Source organism: Mesorhizobium sp. M1428 (genome assembly GCF_040317515.1).
In the GTDB taxonomy this organism is placed as follows: domain Bacteria; phylum Pseudomonadota; class Alphaproteobacteria; order Rhizobiales; family Rhizobiaceae; genus Mesorhizobium.
Genome location: NZ_JAMYKT010000042.1, coordinates 1 through 21378 on the forward strand (window position 1 = coordinate 1; position 21378 = coordinate 21378).

Here is a 21378-nt window from a genome sequence, read left to right on the forward strand (position 1 = left end):
ACTAACCTGGTTGGGTATGGGCGGGTGACACCCCCCCGCTAGGTCAATCGCCGCACTGTCGTTTCAAACCATAGGGGGCAATCCGGGGGGCTGCGGGCCCGGGGGCCCGGCGGGGGCCCGGGCCGACGGAATCGAGCAACAACTTCACATCAGCGCCGGTGCGGCGACAAAGCTCCATGGCGCGCCTGGCCGAAGCCGGTGAGATACCAACCGCATAGGTTATGTCTCGAAAGCCATGGCCCGCAAAATACTCCGCCTCGGCGATGGTCGAGACCGTGATCGGACCGGGTTCGCGGTGGAACGCGCATCGGGCGACGTCGATGCTTTTGGCCGTCTTCATATGCGGGCGCAGTGCCACGCCAAACTTCCTGGCGCGCTCGGCCAGACCCTGGATGTTGCGCTCGAGCCGCCCACGGTCGAGAAGCAGCGCCGGAGTGATTAAGGCGTCGATCGTCCGAGCCGGCTCGCTCACCGCCACGTTTGCTGCCCTCGTGTTCATAAGTTCGTTTCCTAAGTGAACGACTGGTTTGCCAACGCATACATATGGGCGGCCCGCTCGGAGACGGGCCGTTGCCCTTTGACCATGGCGGTCGCACTGCCGGACCGCTGAAGGCCAAGGCTCTCAAGCCAGTCGCCCAATCCATCCTCGGCATAGACGTCGATGCGAACGAATTGATTGTGAAGCTTCGAAAGCTGGGCCAGGATCAGAAGCCGCGCGTCTTGCTCGCTCTCGGCTGCACAAGGGCCGACGACATAGCCGCGGCCAAACCTCCTCGCGATAGCGTAGCCCGCAATCCCTCCCCTGCGCTCAATGACCAAGGCGTTGCCCACATCGGCGAGCGCAGCCACCATCGCCAGCCGGGGCATGCCCGTGGCCCGTTCGTCGAAGGCCTGGATCGCCGCGAGGTCAGAGACTGTCGCTTGACGGATGTCGTCGCAAGCACTGCGCGTCACGGCGACGTTCAGCGAGCCCTGGTGCTGAAGCACCGTGCCCCAGGCAGTGAAGCCGCGTCGCTTGTAAAGCGCCAGCCCCTCTTCGGTTGAGTTGAGCAGCAGGTTGCGACCGTGTGCCGCCTCAAGCAATCCATCAAAGAGCCGGGCGCCGTTGCCACCGCCTTGCGCGGAGCCAGTAACTATAATCATCCCGACCGAGGCATAGGACTGTCCGTAGTTCCAGGACATGGCCGTGCCAATCACCTGTCCTGCCCGCTCGAGGACCAGGCCGTTGCCGACCATCAGGGCAAATTCCCAATCCTCCTGGCGGTAGGGCCAGGCCATCTCCTGCGACAGCTTCAGCGCGCCCGGCAAATGGCGGGTTTGGAATTTCATCAGCTCGGTCGGGGCGCTGACGATATCTCTGTCATGCTCAAAGGCCATAAGGTGCAACGCTGTCACTTGATCCAGAGTCGGATTGAAGTCGGATCTTAGAGTCGCGCCCGGCGGACAGATTTCGCTGCTGTTTTGCCCCTTCAAATCAGCGGGATAATTCGTTTTGAGCAGTTCCTCGGCATGCCAAATCGCGCAAATCGGGCGAGGAATAGCTGGCACCTTGAATCGCCGCTTCGTGGTTGTCCGCGATCGGTGATGCCCAGAGGAATTTTGGATGATCTACATCAGCGAAGAGGAGTCAGCCGCCCTCGTCACGCATAAACTTGCTTTCGAGGCGGCGCGCGAGGCCCTCGTGGCAGCAGCATCGCAGCAGAGCTGGGTCTTTCCCGCTGTTCTCGGACGCACACAGGACGCGACCAATACCTTCTCAATCAAATCCGGTTCGTCGGACGACCTGACCGGACTGAAAATCGGCTCTTTCTGGTCGGGCAATCCGGCACGTGGCCTTCCCCGCCACAACTCCACCATCGTGCTGCTCGATCAGCATACAGGTCGGCTCGGCGCCGTGATCGAGGCCGGGAAGGTCAACGCCTACAGGACGGCCGCCGCCGACGCGGTTGCGGCTGATCTTCTTGCGCGCAAGCAAGCCAAGGTTCTGGCGATATTCGGCGCCGGCAACCAGGCGAGCTTCGAAGTGATGGCGCTGGCACGCATCCGCCCAATCGAAACCGTGCTGGTCGTGGCCCGGCCTTCGCCGCGGCGCGACGCTTTTGTCGATCAGATCGGCGAAAGGGGACTGAAGGCGCGCGCCGCCTTGCCGGAAGAAGCCGTGCGCGCGGCCGACATCGTGGTCACGGCGACACCCGCACGCGAACCGCTGTTCGATGCCGCTTGGGTGGGACCCGGAACCCATATCGTCAGCATGGGGTCGGATGCTCCAGGTAAGCGCGAATTGCCGAGCGAACTGTTTCCCAAGGCACGTCTGTTTTGTGATCTGCTTTCCCAGTCAGTCCAGATCGGCGAATTCCAGCACGTGCGCGACGAGATCGACGCCGGCATGCTTGCGGTAACACCAATCGGCGACGTCATTGAAAAGCGTGTGCCCGGACGCCGCTTCGAAAATGAGATCACGGTCTTCGACAGTTCCGGTATCTCCCTGCAGGACCTCTATATGGCCGACGCGTTGATCCGCGCAAAGGCGTCCCACCGCTGATCAGCTTCGCACCGACAGGCCCCAGTCCTGACGGATTTTTCGACACCACTGGAGCTGTCCTGCAACTCGCGCGATTTTTCAGTCATGTCAGCAGCGGGCACGCCAAAGGCTTGCCCCCACGAACCACGGATCGCCCCGATGTCGGCGACTAGCGGCTGGCGCGCCAGAAGGCGAGACGGTCCTGCAACCGATAGCCCTGGATAATCGCCGGCATGAACCACGGATTGCCACGATAGAGCGGGACGGCCGAAGGCGGTCGAAAATCGAACGCCGTGCGCGACTGCTCGCCATGCCCCATCAGTTTGTGGGCCGCACGCATGCCAATCCATGGCGCCCAGACCACGCCCGAACCGCAGAAGCCGGAGGCATAGACCACACCGTCCTTCTCGAAGATGCGGGGCAGCATGTCTCGGTTCATCGCCACGTTGCCGAACCAGCAATGCGAAAGGCGCACGTTCTCCAACTCCGGGAAAAGGTTCACCAGTCCCTTGCGTAGGAGAAGCTTTGGCGCCGCCGGATCGCCGACGCGAGAGCTGTCACGGCCTCCCAGCAGAATGCGTTTTCCGTCAGGCGAGGGACGATAATAGAAACCGAGTTGCCGGTTCTCGGTGATCGTCATCAGCTTCGGCATCAGTCGCGCCATGATATCGGGCGCAAGTTCCTCGGTGACGATGATCCGGCTGCGGACCGGAACCAGGCGGCGGCGTAGGAAGGGAGCGGCGCCGTCGGTATAGCCGTTGGTACAGACCAGAACCTGCCGTGCATCCACCGTCCCTGCCGAAGTCGCGACGCGGAACCCCGAACCGTTCCTCTCGATCGACTTGACCACTGTATGCGAATGGACCGTCAACCCGGATGCGAGCGCCACCCGCAGGAGCTCAGCATGGAATTTTGCGGGGTGCAGCCCGCCAATGTCCATCCGAACGGTCCCGCCGCGGTAGAAGTCGGTGCCGATATAATTTCGCTGCTCGGCACGCGGAACCGCGTAGGACTCAATCCCCAGTTTCTTCGCCAGCGTCTCGGCGCCGCGCGCCATCTTCTCATACTGTTCATATCCGAAAGCGCCTTTGAATTGGCCAACCAGTCGGAAGTCGCAGTCGAGCCCTTCGGTCTTGATGAAGTCGTAGAGGAATTCGCGTGCGACCTTGCCCTCGGCCTCGATCGCCATGGCCTTCTCTTCCCCGAAGCGCCGGGTGATCGTGGCATAGTCCGGCCGGATGCTTCCGCTCGTAATCCCGCCGTTGCGGGTGGAAGCACCCTCGCCCGGATTCATCGCATCAAAGGCTGCGACCGAGCGTCCTTCGCGCGCCAGCACCAGCCCGGCCGAAAGCCCGGCATAACCGGCGCCGACAATTGCCACGTCAAGCTCCTTTGCGACTGGCTGGCGCGGCAGCGGCATGACGGGCGCTGCTTCCCACCAGTAGGGTGTGTTCTTGTCGGCGATATGAGGCTCTTGCACGTGGCTGACTTCTCGCTGCATTGCAGGGGTAAAGATCTGCGGTCGATGAAACTTCAGATGTGGTCGTCTCGGACGTCGAGCGCATCACGCAGCCCGTCACCGATGAAATTGAAACTGGTTACCGCAATGGTGATTGCAGCTCCGGGAATGATTGCCAGCCAAGGCGCGCTGCCCAGATATTGTTGGGCGCCATTGAGCATGTTGCCCCAGCTGGGAAGTGGCGGCTGGATCCCGTAGCCGAGGAAACTGATGTAGGCTTCCATGAGAATGGCGCGCGCGACCGTCAAGGTGGAAGCGACGATAATCGGCCCCATGGCGTTGGGCAGTATCTCGCGGAACATGATGTGGGTGCCGCTCAATCCCAGCATTCGCCCGGCCAGGACGAACTCGCGTTCGCGTAACGAGCGGACTTCCGCTTCGACGATCCGGGCAACCTCCATCCAACTGGTGAGGGCGATAATGACGGTGATCATCACGGGACTGGGCTTCAGTGCGGCAGCCAGCGCCAGCAGCAGAAAGATCGATGGGAACGACAGGACTCCGTCGACCGTGCGCATCAGCGTGGCCCCGACCCAGCCGCCGCGATAGCCGGCAATCACGCCGACCAGGGTGCCGATGAGCGTCGACAGAACCATGGCGAAGAAACCGACCAGCAGCGAGATTCGTCCCGCCATCAAAAGCCTTGCCGCCACGTCGCGGCCAAGCGGATCGGTGCCTAGAAAGTGGTAGCCCGTCAGCGGGGGGGCAAAGCGGGCCCGCAGATCGATATACAGTGAGTTATAAGGCAGGAGATGGGGGCCGAGGACGCAAGCAAGACTCAGGAAGATGATCATCGCCAACCCGAGCAGCGCCAAGCGATGGCGCATGAAACGACGTGCCGCGCGGTTGTTTCTCCATCGGCTCGGAGCTGCATTTGCGGTGAGAGCGGTCATATCGGCTGTCTCCTGTCGGGGAAGTTGCGCGCTCAAGCCAGACGAATGCGCGGATCGACAATAGCGACGACAATATCGGCGATCAGGTTTCCAAGCAGAACGAGGATGGCGGAGAACATCAGCAGCCCCATCACAACCGGATAGTCGCTGTAACCAAGGCTATCGAGGAACAACCGTCCCATTCCTGGCCAGGTAAAGACGGTTTCGGTCACGAGCGCGCCAGTGAGGACGCTGGGAAGCTGCATCCCGGCCAAGGTAATCATCGGCAAAAGTGCGTTGCCGACGACATGCTTCATCAGGATCCGGCGTTCACTCAACCCCTTGGCCCGAGCCGTCTTGACGAAGTCCTGGCTGATGGCGTCGAGAGTCGCCGTCCGCATGTAGCGGCTCCAGATCGCGACATGGACCAGCGACAGCACAATACTTGGCAGGATCAGATGGTGGAGGTAGCCCAGGATCGAGGCGTCGCCGATCTCGGACATATTGCCCGCGGGCAGCCAGCCCAACTTCAGGGAAAAGACGTAGATGCCGACGAGCCCGAACCAGAAGGTGGGGACCGACAACGCGACCATGGCACCGACAGTTGCGAGATAGTCGAACAGCGAATAGCGGCGCGTGGCGCCGCGGATTCCGATCCAGGCGCCAATGGAAATTGCAATCACGGTTGAGGAACCCATCAACAGCAGCGTGGCAAAGAGATGGCTGCCGATGACCTCCAACACCGGCGCTCCATCACGGAACGAGTGACCCCAGTCGCCCCGCACCAGCCGCCATGCCCAGTCCACATATTGGATCCATATAGGCCGATCGAGGCCCAGCAGCCCCTTGAGACGCTCGATATCCTGCTGGGTCATTCCGGGATCAAGCCCAAATTGCGCCAGCGGGCCGCCGGGAAGGAGGTTCAGAATGCCGAAGCCGATGATCGAAACGATCACAAGCAGCACCAGGCTCTGAGAGAGGCGATTGAGCAGGAAGCCGCGCATTCGAGTCCTCCATTGTGGGTTGATGATTCTGATCTGTTGCCGCCGCCGCGACGGAACCGGGCGGCGGCAACTGCGTGGATCAGGCCTTCCACTGCCAGGCCGCGGCATTCCACGACGCGGTGCGGGTGTTGGCGTTGGGCTCGAAGCCGTCCAACCCTTTCTTGCGTCCGAGGACGATTGTGTAGGCGAACAGCGGCAGGAAGGGCAGATCGTGGCGCACCACTTCCTGCACCCGGTTATAGATCCCGCGCCGTTCTTCCGGATCGAAGCTGCGAGCACCCTTTTCGAGCAGGGCATCGACCTCAGGATTGGAATATTGTCCGGTGTTCGAGCCGTGTCCGCCTTGAGCGGCGATCGCCTTCGTATGGAGCCGGTTTGTGGCGTCGGGGTCCGCGGCAATCAGATACGTGACGCCCACCATGGCGGTGTCGAATTGCGACTTCAGCCAGAACTCGCCCCACATAACTGCAGCCGGCAAATTCGAGATCGTCATCTCGACGCCGATCTCGGCAAACGTCTGCTGCAGGAACTGCTGCGTCTGCTCGCGGAGGTTGTTGCCAGAAGTTGTCGAGTTGGAGAAGGACAGTCGCACCCCATCCTTGGCGCGGATTCCATCCGGCCCCGGCGCCCAGCCGGCCTCATCAAGGATTTGGCGCGCCCGGTCCAGATTGAACTCCTGAACCGGCAGGTCCGGGTCGTAGTAGTAGGACTCCTTCGGCATGAAGGTCTCGGTGAGAGTGCCCACGCCGTAATAGATCGTGTCGACGATCGCTTTCCTGTCCAACGCGGCGTAGAGCGCCTGGCGCACTGCCAGATCCTTGAACTGCGGGCGGCCCAAATTGAGGTAGATCGACTCCAGGGATGCCCCTGTCTCCAGTGTCACCACGCGGTCTGGTAGTTCGCGGGCTTCAGTATAATGGTCGGCGGTGATGAACGACTGATCAACCAGGTCCACGTCGCCGCTCTTGAACTGCGTGTAGAGCACCGTCATGTCGGGGATGTATTTGAAGATGAGCTGCTCGACATAGGGACCTTCGCCGGCGTACTCAGGATTGGCGACGAGCTCGATGTGATCGCCCGCGACGCGCTGGCCCCATTTGAATGCGCCGGTGCCGACCGGCGCCTGGTTGAACGCGGCGGTATTCGGATCGGCCTCTTTCCCCAGAATGTGCTTAGGCACGATGAAGGTTTCGGCCAAGAATGAAAGGTAGGGCGCAAAAGCCTCCTTCATCCGCCATGTGATCTCGGTGGGCGAAACCACTGTGATGTCCTGCACGAGCGAATGGCCGCTCGTGCGCCAAGCGCGAAACTTCGGGTTCGTGATGAGCTCAAGGGTGAATTTCACGTCCTCGGCCGTGAAGGGCTCACCGTCGTGCCAGCGGGCATTGTCGCGCAACCGGATGCGCCAGTTGAGACCGTCCTCCGAAATGCCGCCGTTCTTCTGGCTTGGCACCTCGGCTGCGAGGTTTGGATGTAGGCCACCTTGGGGATCCATCCGGACCAACGCATCGAAAACCGAGAAATGGACCGCGTCATCGACTTCGATATGCGCCATCAGCGGATTGAATACGGTCGGCTCTTGCGAAAGACCGACGACGACGCGACCGGCCGGGCCTGCAGGAGGGGTCTTGGCGAAGGCGGGCTTGCCCAACAGATTGGGCGCGATGAGGCCTGCAGCCCCACCTAGCGCCATCAGTCGCAGCGCTTCGCGCCTCGAGTAGTTGGACGTAGTCGATGAATTTTTGGTCATGGTAGTTCCTCTCTTGTTATTTGTTATGCGTTTGCTGCTACTGGACGGGCATTGCCCGGCCGCTCTCCTGGAATTGCCGCTACCAGTTGGCGCGTGTAGGCTGCTTGCGGGTTCAGGAATATTTGCGAGGGCGGCCCGCGCTCGACGATCCGGCCCTTCTGCATCACAGCGATTTCGTCGCAGATCTGGCTGGCGACGCGCAGGTCGTGCGTGATGAAGACCATCGACACGCCGGTCTCGCGCTGGATCTGGTCCAGAAGCTGCAGGATCTGCGCCTGGATCGACACGTCGAGTGCGGAGACAGCCTCGTCGGCGATCAACAGCTTCGGCTTGAACATCAGCGCACGAGCGATGCCGATGCGCTGGCGTTGCCCACCCGAGAACTCGTGCGGGTAGCGGCCAAAAGCACCGGCATCGAGACCGACATGGGCCAGAAGCGCACGCGCTTCATCGCGCGCTTGAGCATAAGGCATCCCGTGCGCCATCGGACCTACTGTCATGATGTGGCCGACCGTCGAGCGTGGATTCAGAGAAGCGAAGGGATCCTGGAAGATCATCTGGATCCGCGGTCGAAGCGGGCGGAACTTCGCTTCGGAAAGCTTGGCTATGTCACAGCCCTCGAACAAGATCCTGCCGCCGTCACTGTCCAGCAGCTTGATCAGCAGCCGGCCCAGCGAGGATTTCCCCGAACCGCTCTCGCCTACGATCCCCAGCGTGCGGCCAGGCGCCAGTTCGAACGAAACCTCGTTGACCGCCGTCACAGTCCGCTGCGCGCCGAACAGCGCGCTGCCGCCGCGATAGGTCTTCACCAGACCCTCAACCTTGAGGATGGGCTCCTTGCTGGCAGCCTCCGGGCGAGAACGATCTTCGCCGGTCAAATGTGGTACGGCCGCGATCAGGCGCTGGGTATAAGGGTGCTTGGGCGACTTCAACACCTGCTCGGCGCTGCCCTGTTCGACGACATGGCCCTTTTCCGTCACCACGACGCTGTCGGCGATCTCGGCCACCACGCCGAAATCGTGGGTGATGAACATCACGCTCATGCCTTTGCGCCGCTGAATGTCACGGATCAGTTGCAGGATCTGAGCCTGGGTGGTGACGTCGAGGGCGGTCGTTGGTTCATCTGCAATCAGGACCGTCGGCTCGAGCGCCAAGGCCATGGCGATCATGACGCGCTGCCGCTGCCCGCCCGAAAGCCGGAAAGGGTACTGGTGATACATGAGTTCGGGATCTGGCAGGCCTACTTCAGTGAGCAGCTCGATGGCGCGATTGCGACAGGTTTGTGGCGTGCCGAAGCCATGCGCGGCCATGACCTCGTCAATCTGCGCGCCCACCGTCATCAGGGGATTGAGCGCCGAGAGCGGGTCCTGAAAGATCATCGACACGACCCGTCCACGCAGATTGCGCAGCTTGTCTGGCGACATGCCGATGATGTTCATCCCCTCCAGCTGGATGACACCCGATGAGAGGCGGATCACCTTCGGCAGAAGCCCCATGATCGCGTTCGCCGTGACCGACTTGCCCGATCCGGACTCGCCTATGATGCAGAGTATCTGGCCGCGTTTGAGATCGAAGGAAATGTTCTTGACAGCATGGGCCCGTTCCATGCCTTGCGGCAAATTCACCGTGAGGTCGCGCACCGAAAGCGCCACATCGTGGGGGGCTACAGCCTGGATGCTTGCGACCATCGAGGTCACCTCCCCTTTCAACCGAGCGCGTCCACCCTGTTGCGGACCGCATCATCGCCCTTTGAGCGGAAGCGCCTCACCGTAGCTGCCGTAGTCCGGGCTTCTCGGCGCTTCGCGCGCTGAGGCTGCGAGAGACGGGTTCTGCTCATCGTGGCGGTTCCCTTATGAAATCCGGTCCGTTTACCGGACTCTGTTCCCTTTTTTCTTGGAGAACTCTCCGAAGGGGCAAGCCTTGCCTATCGAATGTCCTCTGAAGCCTGCCTGCCATAAGGAAGGGTTGCTCCGTTCTTCCAGCCAGTTTGACTGTTCTGTTTCCGCAGAGTCTTCGAAACTTGGCCCTCGGGCGGCAGGAACTTCTGAAAAGAACATCCAGTTCGGCATTTCACTCTGTTCCCGTTTCGGCGCGGAAACCGGGATCAGGCAACCACATCCTTCATCCGGCAATACGCGCCCATGAGGGATATGACCAAAGATTTCCGGTGTACATCGGCACCATATGCAGGCCATGCCGCCGAGCGGATTGGTGACCGTGCGGCCCATCACGATGTCGGCCAAGGCACTGCCGATCAAGGTCGACGACTGCGCCGTGTACCGCGCATGCCGCAGATGACGCGACTGCATGAAGTGTACTCCTGCTTGCCCCGCGCAGCGAGCTTTTCGCGCAATAATTGCCTGTCCTGGGGGCTGCTAAACGCAGGATATTCCGTCCAGGCACAAACTCCGCAGCCTGTCTCTCCAGGCTACAGGTTAGGATGCTTCAAATTACCGGAGTCCCATCCATGTCCGCGCCGCTCATGCACATCGACTGCAGCCCTTCCCTCCCTCACGAAGCGGACGTCGTCGTCATCGGCGGCGGCGTGGTGGGCGTGTTCAGCGCATACTATCTGGCGCGCCGCGGCCTCAAGGTCGCCCTGGTCGAAAAGGGGCGTATCGCGGCCGAGCAGTCCAGCCGCAACTGGGGCTGGTGCCGCCAGCAGAACCGCGATGCGCGCGAGCTGCCGATGGCGACCAAGAGTCTCGACCTCTGGGAGAAGGTGGCACAGGAGACCGGCCAAGACACCGGCTTTCGCCGCTGCGGGCTCCTCTATCTCTCACAAGACGAAAATGAGCTGGCAGGCTGGGCGAAGTGGCGCGATTTTGCGAGAACGGTCGGGGTCACCACGCACGTGCTGAGCGCAGAAGAAGCCACCGAACGGGGCAAAGCCACGGGCCGCAAATGGAAAGGTGGCGTGTTCTCGCCAACTGACGGAACGGCGGACCCTTCCAAGGCAGTCCCGGTTGCGGCGCGCGGCATCATGGCGGCGGGCGGAACCGTACATCAGCATTGCGCGGCGCGCGGGCTGGAGTTGAGCGCCGGCCGGGTGAGCGCTGTGGTGACCGAAGCAGGCACCATACGGACGAAAACCGTTGTCATGGCCGGAGGCGCGTGGGCTTCTTCCTTCTGCAACCAGCTTGGCATGCGCTTCCCGCAAGCTGCCGTGCGTCAGTCCATTCTAGCCGTGGCGCCAGGCGCAAACGGTCTGCCGGATGCCCTGCATACCGCGCGCGTCTCTCTGACGCGGCGCAGCAACGGTGGATACGCGCTGGCGATCAGCGGGCGGGCGCGTGTCGATCCAACGCCGCAGCAGTTCAGGTTCAGCCGAGAGTTTGTACCTATGTTCGCCCGCCGCTGGCGCAGTCTCGCCCCGGGCGCCTTCGAGGGCTGGCGTCAAGGCCATGAAAGCCTGCGCAAATGGGCCCTCGACGACATCACGCCAATGGAACGGAACCGGATTCTCGACCCAAAGCCCGACATGGGGCAGATTCGGCTTACATATCGAAGAGCCTGCGAATTGATCCCCGAACTCCAACGCGTCGCGATCTCCGATGTCTGGGCGGGTTATATCGACAGCACGCCCGACGGCATTCCCGCTGTCGGCGAAGTGGAGGGGATTCCGGGCTTCATCCTGGCGGCGGGATTCAGTGGTCACGGCTTCGGGATTGGCCCCGGCGCGGGGCATATGATCGCCGACATCGTCACAGGCAGCGAGCCTATTGTCGATCCGCGTCCCTATAGGCCCGAGCGTCTGAAGACCGCTGCGTGGGGCAAGGTCGCTGAATTCTGAGAAGACCGTCTTGCCAAGGTACAATCTCGATCGCACACGAGATTGAGGCCACGAGGCGGCCAGCACCAAAAACAAGGAAGTGACGATGCGCGAATATGAGATTGCCGCCATTCCTGCCGACGGGATCGGCCCGGAGGTGATTGCCGCAGGTCTCCAGGCACTTGAGGCGCTGCAGCAGCGCTGCGGCGACTTCAAGCTGCGCGTCGAGCACTTCGACTGGGGCTCAGACTATTACAAGGCCCATGGTCGGATGATGCCCGAAGATGGAGTGGCGCAACTGAAGCGCTTCGACGCCATCTTCTTTGGCGCGGTGGGCGCTCCCGATCTGCCCGACGACATCACGCTCTGGGGACTCCGCCTGCCGATTTGCCAAGGCTTTGATCAATACGCGAACGTGCGGCCGACCAGGATATTGCCCGGGATTGTTTCGCCGCTGGCGGGCGTTGGCCCTGGCGATCTGGATTGGGTGATCGTGCGGGAGAATTCCGAGGGCGAGTATTCGGGCCACGGCGGCCGCGCCCATCGCGGCCTGCCCGAGGAGGTCGGAACCGAAGTCGCGATCTTCACGCGCGTCGGAGTCACCCGCATCATGCGCTATGCATTCCGGCTGGCGCAGTCACGGCCGCGAAAGCTCCTGACCGTTGTTACGAAATCCAACGCGCAGCGTCACGGCATGGTAATGTGGGACGAAATCGCAGCCGAGGTGGCGCAGGAATTCCCCGACGTGGCGTGGGACAAGATGCTAGTCGATGCTATGGCAGTGCGTATGACGTTGAAACCTCGGAGCCTCGATACGATCGTCGCCACCAATCTTCACGCCGACATATTGTCCGACCTTGCCGGCGCGCTCGCGGGCAGTCTCGGCGTTGCACCAACGGCCAACATTGATCCCGAGCGGCGCTATCCCTCGATGTTCGAGCCAATTCACGGCTCGGCATTCGACATCGCCGGCAAAGGTATTGCCAACCCGGTCGCCACCTTCTGGACCTCTGCCCAGATGCTCGAACACCTGGGCGAGAGCGCAGCGGCCGCCCGGCTGATGAGCGCTGTGGAAACGGTGACGAGTGAAGGCGTGCTGACGCCGGACGTAGGAGGGACAGCAACCACGCAGGAGGTGACGGACGCTGTCTGCCGGGCGATCCGCGGTTCGAACGTGTGACAGGTTTCCAATGAAGCTCGACAAGATCGACATCAAGATCTTATCCCAACTGCAAAAGAACGGGCGGGTCACCAATGTCGAGCTTGCCGACCTGGTGAACCTTTCGCCGAGCCCTTGCCTGATGCGCGTGAAGAAGCTTCAGGCGGAAGGCTTCATCACCGGCTATTCCGCCCAGATAGATGTGTCCAAGCTCGGACAGACTCTGACGATCTTCACCGAAGTCACGCTCAAGCACCATCAACAGAACGATTTCGCGAGATTTCTCACCGCAATTCAGAAAGTCGATTCTGTCATCGAATGCCATCTGGTTTCAGGCGGCTACGACTATCTAGTGAAGTTTGTCACAGCGGGCATCAGCGAGTACCAGACGATCATGGAGCGCATGATCGAATTGGATATCGGGATCGACAAATATTTCAGCTTCGTCGTGCTGAAGTCACCGATCGTGAAATCCCATTTGCCTCTCGACATCATTTTCGACAGATGAGAAGGCTGCTCCGGTTCGATCCACAAGCGGCGTGCGCTCGTGCCACGCTCCATCTTGTCGCGCGCGGCATTTGTCGAATGACGACGTCACGCTTCGGGCGAGGCCGTCATTGCCACTCGTCTGAACGGCGCCTAGCCTAAAACTTCGACTGCATCTGACACTTCCGGCGAACGCCTGTTTTCGCCTTGTCCTCGTCAAATGGCTTGAATATATATCATTCGATGATATATAGGCAGGCAGCACGCACCGCTTGCGGAGTGCGACAATCTAGCCTCGGGTCACAGTTGGACCAAAGGCAACAGGCGAAAAGATGAACAAGATTGACACTTTGATCCACCGAAGAGCTGACGATCGCCGGAAGACCGCGCAAGCCTGTGTATCGCGTATTCTCCGGAACGCCAAAGCCCGCGGCGTCGATATCTCTGTTGTCGGATCCCTCCGGAAAAACCGTTTCCGCGTCCATTCGGACGTAGATCTGCTGGTTCACGGAAGCACTGATCCTGCGCGCCGGGCCCTGGTAGAGCGCTTGGTCGCAGACCAGCTTCGGGGAACGAACATTCCTTATGACCTGATCTTTGCTTCAGACGTTTCGTCCGAACGAGTGCAGGAATTGCTCAATGACAGCGTTTAAGCATCCGGCATTCGCAAAACTGTCGCCAAAAATCGACCGCGCTGCGAAGGAACTGCAGCAAATCGAGGAATTTTTGTCGGCTCATGGGAGTGAGATGTCACTCGGCGAATGGGGAGCGGTCGCAGCTGTTTCGCTGGGAGTCCACAATGTCTACAACGGCATCGAGGACATCTTGCTCAGCCTGTCCAACGACATAGACGGCCTCGTTCCCCAAGGGCCTACGATGCACCAGGACGTGCTCGATCAGATGTCGGCGGAAATTGCAGGCATCCGCCCGGCTGTGCTCGACCCCGAGCTTTATCAGTCCCTGAGTGAGTTAAAGGGATTCCGTCACCTGGTGCGGCATCGATACGGTTTTGACCTGAAAACAGACAAGGTGCTCGAAAACCTCGACAGGGTAAAAGAAGCATTTCCGTCTTTCGTCGAGGCTGTTGTTTACTTGGAAAGCACTCTTACTGAGGAAAACACGCACGACAGTGATGGCGGCGACGGCTCAGGAGGCGGGGCATCTGGTGGTCCGTGAACCAATGGCCCAGTCGTGTGCGCCGGAAGAGATTCTGCGGGCGTTGACCCCTGAGAATTGTCGGCTGGTGGCGCTGATCCATCGGTATCGACCGCAAAGCATCACGGAACTGTGCAGGTTGGCGGCGCGTCCGCAGCCGAACGTATCCCGCTCCCTGGCGGCCCTTGAGCGGGCGGGAATTGTCTCAATGGCGGGCTCCAGGCCGAAGAGACCCGAACTCGCCGTGCAACGAGTCACGATCGAACTCGCTGAGCTTCAGGATGGCAGATGCGAGGTCGACGATTCGTGGAAACAAATCGCCTGACCATCATCTTTGCTGCGCCATGGATAACAGAGGCAAAGTCGACGAGTGGGATGCGAAGCCGCCGCTGACGAGGTTTGGCAAGTATTGGACGTGAAGTCTCGGTGACGCCGAGCCGATCGCCAAGATAGTCCCAAAAGGCCCTGGTCGATGCGATGCGCCCGCTGATCATCCCTTCATCGCTGCCCGCACATCCTTATCTTGGAGGGTTTGGTCCAGCGTCATCCGCGTGCGTTCGAGGATTCCATCAATATCGTCGTCTGTGCAGCAGAGCGGCGGCGCATAGCCGAGGATGCCGCTGTTGAAGGCACGGATGACAAGGCCGTTCGCCCACGCGCGCTCGAAGATGCGGCGCCCCGGATCAGCCGCCGCCGGCAGCGGCGTTTTGCGCTCCTTGTCGGTGACCAACTCGATTGCTGCCAGCATACCGCGACCGCGGATGTCGCCAGCCAGCGGGTGGTCGGCGAGCGAGCAAAGGCCTTGCATCAGGCGCTTCCCCACTTTCCGCCCATTCTCGAGCAAGCCATCTTCATAGAGACGCAGGCATTCAAGCCCGACTGCCGCGCTCACGGGATGGGCCGAATAAGTATAGCCATGGCCGACCGCCGCTTTGCCGGCTCCGTCCGCGATCGTATTGTACACGTGGTCCGACATGAAGACGGCGCCCATCGGCACGTAGCCCGAGGTCAGTCCCTTCGCTGTGGTTATGAAATCTGGCACGACCTCGTCATCCTCACACGCGAAGAGGGGGCCGGTACGGCCAAAGGCAGTGATAACTTCGTCGGCAACGAACAGAATGTCGTGTTCCTTGCACACGGCGTGCAGAGCCTTCAGCCAACCTGTCGGTGGAACGAGGACACCGCCCGAACCCTGGATTGGTTCGGCGTAGAAGGCCGCAACGCGGCCCGCGCCGAGTTCCGCGATTTTGGCCCGCAGGGCCGCGACCGATGCATCGATGATCGCCTGCGGGTCGGAACCGACCGGATTGCGATAGGCGTAGTGCGAAGGAATTTTGTGCTGCCAGTCGTAAGGCACGCCGAAACCCGCGTGGAAGGCCGGGATCGCTGTCAGACCTGACCCTGCCGTCGAGGATCCATGGTAGCCATACTCGACCGAGATGAACTGGTCCTTTTGCGGCGTACCCTTGGCATGGTAGTAATAGCGAATGAAGCGGATCGTACTGTCGACTGCGTCGGAGCCGCCAAGCGTGAAATAGACATGGTTCAAATCGCCGGGCGCCAGTTCGGCAAGCCTGGCAGCAAGGCGAATGGCAGGCTCGGATCCCAGCCCGAAATATCCCGTCGCATAGGGAAGATCTCTTAGCTGCTTTGCGGCTGCTTCAACGACGCTTTCCTGGCCGTATCCGATGTTTACACACCATAGACCGGCGAATCCGTCCAGCAGGGTTTTCCCGCTTGCATCGGTCACGGTTGCGCCTTTGGCGGATTTGAGCACCCGCACGCCCGCGTCCTCGTGGCTCCGATAGGATGAAAACGGGTGAACCAGATGTGCGCGATCGAGTTCGATCAGTGAATTTGCCAGCATTTCTTCCTCCGATTCAGCGCGGTGCCTGACTGACGAGAGCATGAGTCCGGCGTGGTGTGGTTTCGTCCTTCAGCTCGTTTCCAGCGTGGTCTGCTGCGCGGTGATGGTTGATTCCGGGCCTGATTTCTCTAGGCCCAAGATAGGCTGCCGCTGACAGCAGTTTTTCCCGACCAGAACCTGAGCGATAGGCGTTTTGACTTTCCTTTGCCGCCGGCGCCGCATTTTATGCCGACGCACGGCTGAAGGATCGCGCTCCCGCGAAGCCCGAAACGAACTCAGGCGCAACTCTCTGCCAAAGCTCTCACCCAATACAAAACAATCTGCTTCAGGGCGCATCGAATGCGGCGACTAGTCTTCTCCGGTCCTCATTATGATCCTTGCTGTTAAAGGCACGCAGTGCCGACAGGATTGGAAGGATCGACGCTTATGACCCAGTTCAGACCGAAATACATCACCTTCGACTGCTACGGTACACTATCCAACTTCGACATGGCCGGCGCGGCGAGACGCGTATACGGCGCGCAGCTCTCCCCAGCTGTGATGGCGCAGTTCATCAAGGATTTCTCGGCCTATCGCCTCGACGAGGTTCTTGGCGCCTGGAAGCCCTACAGCGAGGTCGTACACAATTCCGTGGAACGTGCCTGCAAGCGCAACGGCGTCGCATTCCGGCCCGAGGATGCCCAGCGCATCTATGCGGAAGTGCCGACATGGGGTCCGCACCCGGATGTCCCGGCGGGCCTGGCCAAGGTCGCCAAGGAGATTCCGCTGGTGATCCTGTCGAACTCCATGAAGAGCCTGATCATGTCGAACGTGGAGAAACTCGGCGCGCCGTTCCACATGGTCATCACGGCCGAGGAGACCGGCGCCTACAAGCCTTTGATGAAGGGCTTCGAATATATGTTCGAGAAGCTCGGCTGCGGCCCGGAGGACATCACGCACGTGTCGTCCTCATTCCGCTATGATCTCATGACCGCCTATGATCTCGGTATCAAGAGCAAGGTCTGGGTGAACCGCGGCCACGAGCCTGCAAACCCCTTCTACGAATATACCGAAATCAAGGATATCGGCGGTCTGGCCGGCGCCGTCGGACTGGAGCCAGTTCGGGAATTCGCCTGAACGTTTGTAGGCGCAGTCGCGCCAGAGCGAGGCGCTCCCAAACCTTAATAGCCACTGGTCGCAATAGAGAAAGGGACGGTTTTCACCGCCCCTTTCTTTATTGTTCCAACGCTGCAAGTGTTTCCACCTGCCTGCAAGATAACTAGTCAAGCCCGCCAACATGAAGCGCCTTGACCTCGAGATATTCCTCGATGCCGAGCTGCGATCCTTCGCGCCCCACTCCCGACTGCTTGACACCGCCGAAAGGCGCAACTTCGGTCGAGATCATGCCTGTGTTGAGCCCGACCATACCGAACTCCAGCGCCTCGGCAACACGCCATGAGCGCTTGAGGTTGTCGGTGTAGAAGTAGGCGGCAAGGCCGAACGGCGTACCATTCGCGATGGCGATGGCCTCTTCCTCCGTCTCGAAGCGAAAAAGCGGCGCCACCGGACCGAACGTCTCTTCGGATGCCAGGAGCATCCCGGTAGTAGCCTCTCCCAGCACGACGGGCCGTGCATATTGCTTGCCCTCCGGCACCGTCTCGCTTTGGGCGATGATCTGTGCACCTTTCGCCTGTGCATCCGCGATGTGACGCTCGATCTTGTCGATCGCGGCGGCGTTTATCATCGGGCCGATCTCAGTGCCCTCGTCGGTCCCTGCGCCAACCTTCATCCGCGCCACGCGCCGGCTCAGCTTTTCGGCGAAAGCGTCGTAAACGCCTTCGTGCACGAGAATCCGGTTCGCGCAGACGCAGGTTTGACCACCATTGCGGAACTTGGACGCGATCACCCCTTCAACTGCCTTATCCAGATCGGCGTCGTCAAAGACGATAAAGGGCGCGTTGCCGCCAAGCTCCAGGCTCAGCCGCTTGATGCTATCGGCCGCGCCGCGCATGAGCAGCGCACCGACGCGGGTCGAACCGGTGAACGAGATCTTGCGCACCGTCTGGTTGGCCATCAATTCGTTGCCGATTTCGATGGGCATGCCGGTCACAATGTTGATCACGCCGGCAGGGATACCTGCCCGTTCCGCCAGAACGCCGAGCGCCAGCGCCGAGAATGGTGTAAATTCCGACGGCTTGATGACAACCGTACAACCTGCGGCCAGCGCCGGTGCCACTTTGCGTGCGATCATTGCGTTGGGGAAATTCCACGGCGTGATGATGGCGCAGACGCCGACGGGTTCTTTCAGCACCAGAATGCGGCGATCGGCCGTGGGTGACGGAATGGTCGAGCCACCGATCCGGCGCGCCTCCTCCGCAAACCATTTCACAAAAGATGCGCCGTAGCGGATTTCCGCCACCGCCTCGGCAAGCGGCTTGCCTTGTTCCAGCGTCAGCAGGAGCGCGAGATCCTGTTCGTGCTGACGGATGAGGTCGTGCCAGCGCTCCAGAAGTCCTGCACGCTCGGCATGCGTCCTTTTCCTCCAGCTTTTGAAGGCCTCAGCCGCGGCAGCGATTGCCGCTCTCGTCTCGTTCTCGCCCATTGCGGGAACGGTGCCGAGAACACTTTGGCTAGCAGGGTCAATGACATCGACCACGCCCTTGGTTTCCGCATCCCGCCAGGCACCGCCAATCAGCGCCTGCTGGCGGAAAAGGTCGAAGTCGTTGAACATGCCAATCTTCGTCATCGCATTCATGGTCTTTTCCTCTGCTCTTTCAGGTCAATCCTGCCAGCACGGCCTGCGTGATCGTTTCAGTCCTGTCCTTGCCTGCGATCGTGCCAATCCCCCGCGCGGTTGCGGACTCGATTGCCGACATCACTTGTGCCGCAGCCTGCCCCTCGCCCAGATGCTCGAGCATCATCGCACCGGACCAGATCGCGGCGATCGGATTGGCGACGCCGAGATACGCGATGTCGGGCGCCGAACCATGGACTGGCTCGAACATGGAAGGCGAGCTGCGATCGGGATTGATATTGGCGGAGGCGGCGTAACCCAGCCCGCCCTGAATGGCCGCTCCAATATCGGTGAGGATGTCGCCGAAAAGGTTCGATGCGACGATTACGTCGAGGCTTTCAGGCGCGAGGACCATACGGGCGGCAATGGCGTCGATGTGGTAGTGCGAGACCTCCACATCGGCATAGTCTTTCGCCACCTCGCGCGTGACCTCATCCCAGAAAACCATGGAGTGTTTCTGCGCGTTGGATTTGGTGACAGATGCGAGCTTCCTGCGGCGCGCCTGCGCCTGTTCGAAACCGAAACGGATGATCCGTTCGACACCTGTACGCGTGAAGATCGCAGTCTCAACCGCCACCTCATCGGCCGTGCCGGAATGAACGCGCCCACCGGCGCCGGAGTATTCGCCTTCCGTATTCTCGCGGATGCACAGGATGTCGAAACCATCGGAGCGGAGGGGCCCCTGAACGCCCGGCAACAGCCGGTGCGGTCGTATGTTGGCGTACTGCGTGAATCCTTTCCGGATCGGCAGGAGCAGTCCGTGAAGCGATACTGAGTCGGGCACTTCCGCGGACCAGCCCACAGCGCCGAGATAGATCGCATCGAATTTGCGAAGTGTCTCGATGCCGTCTGACGGCATCATTGCACCGGTCTCCAGGTAGTAGGCGCACGACCATGGGAATCTTGTGTGATCAAGGGCGAAACCGCCCCGTCTTGCCGCCGCCTGCAGCACCTGCCATGCCGCCTGCGTCACGTCCTTGCCGATGCCATCGCCGGGGATGAGCGCTATCTTGTAGGTTTTCATTGATGGAGGTCCCTCATTTGCACTAGCGTCATCGGAACAATAGTGGACCGGCCGCCGCATTTTCCGTCGAGGATGAGCCGTCTGACGGCGTCGAATCGCGTCAGGCGAAACCTGGAAAGCCGATTGTTTTGAAACGCCGCGCGCGCTATTCGGCCGGACCTTGAGTACTGAACTCAGTCGTAAACGCAGACGTAGATCTTGCGCACGGTCTCGATCGTGCGCCAGACGCCGACGAAACCGGGCTTCATCACGAAACTGTCGCCGGCACGGTAGGTCTTGGTCTCACCGCCCTTCTCCTCGATTTCGACGAGACCCGAAACGATGTGGCAGAACTCGTAGATCGTGCCCTTGATCGAATGCGTCTCGCCGGGCGTCGCCTCCCAGACGCCGGTGAGCACCTTTTCTCCCTTCGAGGCATCCTGCGCCCAGGTCTTGAAGGATGGATTGCCGGAAATGAGCCGCTCCGGAGCCGGTAGTGCCTCCTTCGGCGCGAAGTCTGGAACTGTGTCGATCGTGATCAGAAGTGACATGCGATGTTTCCTGGTTAATAACCGAGTGTCCGATCGACGAGGCCGATCAGTTCTTCTCCGGCGCGGTGGCGCCGGATGTTGTCAACGACGGATTGTGCCGCCGTATGCGGTTGCGTCACCGAGGCGATGTGCGGCGTTATCATCACCTTCGGATGCGACCACAGCGGATGGACTTCCGGGAGCGGTTCTGGATCAGTGACATCAAGCATCGCTGCAGATAGGTGACCGGTATCGAGCGCGTTGATCAGCGCGGCCTGGTCCAATTGCGGACCCCTGCCGACATGCACTAGCGTCGCCCCGACGGGCAGCAAGTCGAAGAACTCTGCATCGAGGATGCCGTGCGTTTGTTCTGTGAGCGGGAGCAGGCAGACAAGAATATCCGTTTGCTTCAGAAAGCCCGCGAGTTGGTCCGTGCCGTGAAAACAGGCGACGTCCTCTATCCGCTTTTCGCTGCGGCTCCACCCGGCAAGCGGAAACTGGAACGGCTTCAAGCGCTCGATAGCCGCGCGGGCCAGCATGCCAAGACCGAGGAAGCCAACCCGGCGTTCGGCCGCCTGTCGAGCGGCAATCGGTTGCCAAAGGCACCTTTTCTGCTGCTCGAGATAGGCGGGCATCTCCCGGTGGAGCGCCAATACGCCGAGCGCGACGTATTCCTGCATCATGCGTATGATGCCGTCCTCGACCATGCGCACAAGCTTCACATGGCTTGGCACCACGTCCTGCTTGAACTGGTCGACGCCCGCTCCGATGGAAAACAGCACTTCCAGATTGCGGTAGCGCGAGATCTCATCCGGCACCGTCCAGGTGATGAGATAGCGCACCTTCTCCGGCTCCATCTCGTCCCCGGAATGGAAGAATTCCAGATCCGGGATCTGGCGCGCGAAGATCTCGCGGAAGACCGCAGCACGCGCCGCATCGGAATTGAAAAGAAACGCCATGGTGACCG

21 protein-coding genes are annotated in these 21378 nt (G+C 60.8%); 8 read left to right on the plus strand and 13 right to left on the minus strand.

Features of this window, described 5'->3' with window-relative positions:
• Positions 1-43: 43 nt before the first annotated feature.
• Positions 44-499, minus strand: a complete 456-nt coding sequence (locus NKG60_RS30520) for a type III PLP-dependent enzyme domain-containing protein (protein WP_352976470.1) — start codon at positions 497-499, stop codon at positions 44-46.
• An 11-nt stretch (positions 500-510) separates the two neighbouring features.
• A complete protein-coding gene (locus NKG60_RS30525; RefSeq protein ID WP_352665706.1) occupies positions 511-1548 on the minus strand; it encodes a GNAT family N-acetyltransferase in 1038 nt (345 codons plus the stop codon).
• A 55-nt stretch (positions 1549-1603) separates the two neighbouring features.
• On the opposite strand from NKG60_RS30525, the gene NKG60_RS30530 reads away from it, so the two are divergent.
• Positions 1604-2542, plus strand: a complete 939-nt coding sequence (locus NKG60_RS30530; protein ID WP_352976472.1) for an ornithine cyclodeaminase family protein — start codon at positions 1604-1606, stop codon at positions 2540-2542.
• 148 nt (positions 2543-2690) lie between these two features.
• Here NKG60_RS30530 and NKG60_RS30535 read toward each other — a convergent pair whose 3' ends face one another.
• The 6 genes from NKG60_RS30535 to NKG60_RS30560 all read right to left on the minus strand — a co-directional run bounded on the left by NKG60_RS30535 (position 2691) and on the right by NKG60_RS30560 (position 9975).
• Entirely contained in the window at positions 2691-4022 is a 1332-nt protein-coding gene (locus tag NKG60_RS30535; protein WP_502903402.1) for an NAD(P)/FAD-dependent oxidoreductase, read from the minus strand.
• A gap of 32 nt (positions 4023-4054) precedes the next feature.
• Complete coding sequence (locus tag NKG60_RS30540) at positions 4055-4933, minus strand: ABC transporter permease (RefSeq protein ID WP_352976473.1); 879 nt, start codon at positions 4931-4933, stop codon at positions 4055-4057.
• Between the two features lie 32 nt (positions 4934-4965).
• Positions 4966-5916, minus strand: a complete 951-nt coding sequence (locus NKG60_RS30545) for an ABC transporter permease (protein ID WP_352665710.1) — start codon at positions 5914-5916, stop codon at positions 4966-4968.
• A 79-nt stretch (positions 5917-5995) separates the two neighbouring features.
• A complete protein-coding gene (locus tag NKG60_RS30550; protein ID WP_352565922.1) occupies positions 5996-7666 on the minus strand; it encodes a peptide ABC transporter substrate-binding protein in 1671 nt (556 codons plus the stop codon).
• 23 nt (positions 7667-7689) lie between these two features.
• Positions 7690-9354, minus strand: coding sequence for an ABC transporter ATP-binding protein (locus NKG60_RS30555; protein ID WP_352976476.1), 1665 nt, complete (start codon positions 9352-9354; stop codon positions 7690-7692).
• A 180-nt stretch (positions 9355-9534) separates the two neighbouring features.
• Entirely contained in the window at positions 9535-9975 is a 441-nt protein-coding gene (locus NKG60_RS30560; RefSeq protein ID WP_352665712.1) for a hypothetical protein, read from the minus strand.
• Positions 9976-10133: 158 nt separating this feature from the next.
• Here NKG60_RS30560 and NKG60_RS30565 point away from each other — a divergent pair, with 158 nt between their 5' ends.
• From NKG60_RS30565 to NKG60_RS30590, 6 genes are all read left to right on the plus strand, one after another.
• Positions 10134-11459, plus strand: a complete 1326-nt coding sequence (locus NKG60_RS30565; RefSeq protein WP_352665713.1) for an NAD(P)/FAD-dependent oxidoreductase — start codon at positions 10134-10136, stop codon at positions 11457-11459.
• Between the two features lie 85 nt (positions 11460-11544).
• A complete protein-coding gene (locus tag NKG60_RS30570) occupies positions 11545-12618 on the plus strand; it encodes a tartrate dehydrogenase (protein ID WP_352665714.1) in 1074 nt (357 codons plus the stop codon).
• Positions 12619-12628: 10 nt separating this feature from the next.
• A complete protein-coding gene (locus NKG60_RS30575; protein WP_352492386.1) occupies positions 12629-13105 on the plus strand; it encodes an Lrp/AsnC family transcriptional regulator in 477 nt (158 codons plus the stop codon).
• A gap of 310 nt (positions 13106-13415) precedes the next feature.
• The gene (locus NKG60_RS30580) at positions 13416-13736 is read left to right on the plus strand and encodes a nucleotidyltransferase domain-containing protein (RefSeq protein ID WP_352665716.1); all 321 of its coding nucleotides are present in this window, start codon (positions 13416-13418) and stop codon (positions 13734-13736) included.
• Positions 13723-14259 (plus strand): ribonuclease toxin HepT-like protein, encoded by a 537-nt coding sequence (locus NKG60_RS30585; RefSeq protein WP_352866961.1) that lies wholly within the window; start codon positions 13723-13725, stop codon positions 14257-14259. Before NKG60_RS30580 ends, NKG60_RS30585 begins: the two co-directional genes overlap by 14 nt.
• A gap of 4 nt (positions 14260-14263) precedes the next feature.
• A complete protein-coding gene (locus tag NKG60_RS30590; protein ID WP_352867047.1) occupies positions 14264-14563 on the plus strand; it encodes an HVO_A0114 family putative DNA-binding protein in 300 nt (99 codons plus the stop codon).
• A gap of 165 nt (positions 14564-14728) precedes the next feature.
• Here the strand turns inward: NKG60_RS30590 and NKG60_RS30595 are convergent, their stop codons facing one another.
• The gene (locus NKG60_RS30595) at positions 14729-16105 is read right to left on the minus strand and encodes an aspartate aminotransferase family protein (protein ID WP_352866963.1); all 1377 of its coding nucleotides are present in this window, start codon (positions 16103-16105) and stop codon (positions 14729-14731) included.
• A gap of 426 nt (positions 16106-16531) precedes the next feature.
• Here NKG60_RS30595 and NKG60_RS30600 point away from each other — a divergent pair, with 426 nt between their 5' ends.
• On the plus strand, positions 16532-17221 hold the full coding sequence (locus tag NKG60_RS30600; protein ID WP_352866966.1) for a haloacid dehalogenase type II: 690 nt from the start codon (positions 16532-16534) through the stop codon (positions 17219-17221).
• Positions 17222-17363: 142 nt separating this feature from the next.
• Here the strand turns inward: NKG60_RS30600 and NKG60_RS30605 are convergent, their stop codons facing one another.
• The 4 genes from NKG60_RS30605 to NKG60_RS30620 form a co-directional block, all read right to left on the minus strand.
• Positions 17364-18839, minus strand: coding sequence for an NAD-dependent succinate-semialdehyde dehydrogenase (locus tag NKG60_RS30605; protein WP_352976480.1), 1476 nt, complete (start codon positions 18837-18839; stop codon positions 17364-17366).
• 19 nt (positions 18840-18858) lie between these two features.
• On the minus strand, positions 18859-19902 hold the full coding sequence (locus NKG60_RS30610) for a tartrate dehydrogenase (RefSeq protein ID WP_352866971.1): 1044 nt from the start codon (positions 19900-19902) through the stop codon (positions 18859-18861).
• Positions 19903-20075: 173 nt separating this feature from the next.
• Positions 20076-20432 (minus strand): cupin domain-containing protein, encoded by a 357-nt coding sequence (locus NKG60_RS30615; protein WP_023678793.1) that lies wholly within the window; start codon positions 20430-20432, stop codon positions 20076-20078.
• 14 nt (positions 20433-20446) lie between these two features.
• A complete protein-coding gene (locus NKG60_RS30620) occupies positions 20447-21370 on the minus strand; it encodes a 2-hydroxyacid dehydrogenase (protein WP_352866974.1) in 924 nt (307 codons plus the stop codon).
• Positions 21371-21378: the final 8 nt, after the last annotated feature.